Annotated in this window: 3 protein-coding genes and 1 rRNA gene; 1 reads left to right on the forward strand and 3 read right to left on the reverse strand. The window is 40.5% G+C overall.

Features of this window, described 5'->3' with window-relative positions; genetic code table 11:
• Window positions 1-653: 653 nt before the first annotated feature.
• Both PQ474_RS25650 and PQ474_RS26750 read right to left on the reverse strand, forming a co-directional pair.
• Complete coding sequence (locus PQ474_RS25650) at window positions 654-1,634, reverse strand: aldo/keto reductase (protein ID WP_273848413.1); 981 nt, start codon at window positions 1,632-1,634, stop codon at window positions 654-656.
• A gap of 209 nt (window positions 1,635-1,843) precedes the next feature.
• The gene (locus tag PQ474_RS26750; protein ID WP_390187285.1) at window positions 1,844-2,008 is read right to left on the reverse strand and encodes an HPr family phosphocarrier protein; all 165 of its coding nucleotides are present in this window, start codon (window positions 2,006-2,008) and stop codon (window positions 1,844-1,846) included.
• Between the two features lie 295 nt (window positions 2,009-2,303).
• Here PQ474_RS26750 and PQ474_RS25660 point away from each other — a divergent pair, with 295 nt between their 5' ends.
• The gene (locus PQ474_RS25660; RefSeq protein ID WP_273848414.1) at window positions 2,304-3,221 is read left to right on the forward strand and encodes an AraC family transcriptional regulator; all 918 of its coding nucleotides are present in this window, start codon (window positions 2,304-2,306) and stop codon (window positions 3,219-3,221) included.
• A gap of 536 nt (window positions 3,222-3,757) precedes the next feature.
• Here PQ474_RS25660 and rrf read toward each other — a convergent pair.
• Window positions 3,758-3,838, reverse strand: a 5S ribosomal RNA gene (rrf, locus tag PQ474_RS26825); the annotation flags it as partial.

Below are 3,838 nucleotides of genomic sequence, written 5' to 3' on the forward strand. Positions count from 1 at the left end.
ACAAAATCACTTAAAATTGACGAGAAAATCATGTTTTCTCTTTTCGCTTGGCTTTTGTTCAGTTTTCAAAGAACTACATTGTGTCACTTCGTTAGCGACATTTACTATCATAACACAACGAATCATTCTGCGCAATAACTTTTTTAAAAGTTATTTTCGCAATTCGTTATGAGACAATCAGTCGTTAACGGCGACAAGTAATACTATATCACGTTAAATAATTCTGCGCAATAGTTGATTAAAATTAATTTTGCGGCTAGGTTTAATAATTTACCACACTTCAAAGACATAAGCAACAAAGAAAAAGAATCCACTGTACCAAAAACAGTTGACTCCCTCTTTTCTACCTATATTAATGGTTCAATCCTATTTTAATAATATAAATAGAGATTTACTACCTCTCCGAATTCAAGGAGATTGTGACTACCCGTCCATCACCTCCACTGTTCAACCTAATTAATCTCACACTAACTTCCCAAGCTCGTCCACAAAAGCTGGTCTATTGCTGCATTAAGGAGCAGACTAATTTCTATACTTGAATGTCACCACATACCTTCATATCTCCTCTCTCCCTTTGATAAAACATCGGTCTATCGATGAATAAAAAGGGATATCCTACACATTTTCATTTTGGTTAAATAGTCAACCCCTCATTACTTAAATCCAACTATTTGGTGTGGTACATAAGGCTCTTCCAGCGAAGCAATTTCTTCAGGTGTTAAAGTAATAGAAAGGGCAGCTACCGCATTTTCGAGATGAGACACTTTCGTCGCCCCGATGATAGGAGCGGTGACCGGTTCTTTCTGCAACAACCATGCAAGTGCAATTTGAACACGAGGAACACGGCGTTTTTCTGCGATTTCGGCTACACGTTCCACGATTAATCTATCTGTATGTGCAGTCGCATCATATTTTGATTTCTGAATTTCATCGGTTTCGGACCGATGTGTGGTTTCCTCCCAATCACGTGTCAATCTTCCTGAAGCAAGTGGGCTATATGGAATCACACCGATTTTTTCTTCCTTACAAAGGGGCAGCATCTCCCTTTCCTCTTCACGATATAAAAGGTTCAGGTGATTTTGCATGGATACAAACCGGGTCCAACCATTTTTCTCGGCAATATGTAGCGCTTTTAGAAACTGCCATGCGTACATCGCAGAAGCCCCAATGTATCTCGCTTTCCCAGCCTTTACAATATCATGTAGCGCTTCCATCGTTTCTTCAATCGGAGTATCGTAATCCCATCTGTGAATTTGGAACAAATCGACATAATCTGTTCCAAGTCTCATAAGGCTCTTGTCTATTTCACTCATTATGGCCTTTCGGGAAAGCCCTTTGCCATTTGGTCCTTCGTGCATAGGATAATAAGCCTTTGTCGCGAGGACGATTTCATCTCGATAGGCATAATCCTTTAGTGCTCGCCCTACAATTTCCTCACTGGTTCCATCTGAATACACATTCGCAGTATCAAAAAAATTGATCCCAAGCTCAAGAGCTTTTTTAATAATAGGACGACTATTCTCCTCATCAAGTACCCATGGATGAATCCATCGTTCTGCCACACCAAAGCTCATACAGCCAAGACAAAGCCTAGATATATCTAAACCAGTATTTCCAAGTTTTACATATTCCATTTAATTCTACCTCACTTTTTTTATTATGAATAAAGCTAAGAATAATTGAAAAGAGACACACTAACGTCCATAACCAATCAATATTGGTGGTTGTTTGTGAAGGATCATTCATCCATTAGGAAAAACAAGACTTGGTTAAGTGAATTTTACTCAAGGAACTTTCTATCGTTTGTAAAGCATCGAGCTCGTCACACCCATCTGCCCAAATGTTAAACTGGCTTAATCCCTAAAGACATAACATTCATGATTGACTCGGAGGAATCTTTTAGGTTAACAGACACCCCTTTGTATTCAAGAACGATTTGGGCCTTAAACGTTGAAGCGTAACTAACTAGTAAGCATGCTGGGCGAGCAAATCCTGTACCCGCTATGATTTTAAATTGTTTTCAATCACTTTCTCACACTCCTCTTTTGAATTTCTTTCACTAAAATGAAAAGTGTTTCTAGGTAAATTAAAGATTGAGGGCATTCCTGTACGAAGCTCAAATATAAGGAACAACCTGTTAAAACGATAAAAAAACTTTGCACCCTTATTATGCAACATACCAAAAAGCAACCGTTATCCCATTCGTATCAAATGATTGCCTAATTCTCTCACAAACACTTACCCAAACAACCAATATACGGTAAAATGAGAACAGAAAAACTGTCAAAAATAAGGAGAATCCTATGTTTGAGCGAATAAACGAACAGCCGCATAAACTAACTAAACTCATTGAGCGTTATTCTAGGCAGGACAGTGTTGAGCTGACTACTATCCCGTCTTTGTTCTTCATCAATGAATCTAATGTTACTGAACCCCTTCACGGAGTGTACAAACCATCTTTTTGCGTGATCGTCCAAGGTGAGAAAGAGGTATTCTTGGCACAGCAGCGCTATACCTATGGCCCCGGTGACTACCTTGTGGCATCGGTTAATTTGCCAGTGACCGGGCAAGTGATCAAAGCCTGCTCAGAAGCTCCCTACTTGGCATTGAAACTTGAATTTACACCTAGTCAAATTTTAGAGGTTTTAAGTGCTTCTGACATTCAAGAGGAACCGAGAAAACTTTCGAAAAGAGCTATGTTTGTCAGCAAAATAGAGACATCTCTGTTGGATGCAGTAGTTAGATTAGTTAGTTTACTAGACAATCCGAAAGATATCCCGGTACTTGCTCCTATCTTCACGAAGGAAATTCTTTATAGGGTTCTACAAGGTCCGCATGGGGATGCGCTGAAACAAATGGCGATTGAAGGCAGCAACGCCTATCGGATCAGAGACATGATCGAACAGATCACAGCCAACTATACTCGCCCTTTCCGCATTGAAGAGCTTGCGGAAAAAGCCAATATGAGTGTGGCTTCACTTCATAGACACTTTAAAGATATAACCGCTATGACTCCGATTCAATTCCAAAAACAACTAAGGCTGCAGGAAGCGAGGCGCCTATTATTAACCGAGCCCACAGATGCCGCCGATGTCGCATTCCGAGTCGGCTACGAAAGCCCCTCCCAATTCAGTCGTGAATATTCCCGCATGTTCGGTTTTCCACCTAGAGAAGACATAAACCGCCTGAGGGGAAAATACGATCACAAGATCAAGGTATGAAGCTGCTAAAGATTTTTTGTCTAGATGTTCTTAGCTCTCGGTGCTTTTATTTAAGAAGAAGAAAAAATAAAGACGCAATAGATAAAAAAATTCCATTGCGTCTACACACTAGAAGGTCTCCCGAGATCTCATAATTCAGAGAATTAATCAGATTAGAAAAGTTCATCCAAGCTTTAACAGCAAAAATAAACACCCTCTTTTCTCAAATACATACAACACACTCCTATACACTCCTCTATTGCCTGTCATCTTCAGGACTCGAATTCCAGGAAACCAATTGGAGTTCTTTTATCTGTGGGATAAAAAAGAAGTTAGGCACCAGCTGCTACTTGTGCAGTCCCAACATCTCCTTCACGCCCTAGACGCTCAACTAAATATAAACCACCACTTTTTTGTCGGGAGTTTTTAACACTACTAGCCCCCTTGCGTTAAGCTACTGCTATTTCTACCTTCGCTGTTCGGGATTCTCACCCTTAGATTACACCCATGCTGGGCACACAAAAAAAGCATCCCTCAACGGAATGCTTTCATTTTTTGCCCGGCAACGTCCTACTCTCACAGGGGGAAGCCCCCAACTACCATCGGCGCTGAAGAGCTTAACGACCGTGTTCGACATG

This window comes from Halalkalibacter alkalisediminis (genome assembly GCF_028610705.1).
GTDB lineage: Bacteria > Bacillota > Bacilli > Bacillales > Bacillaceae_D > Halalkalibacter > Halalkalibacter alkalisediminis.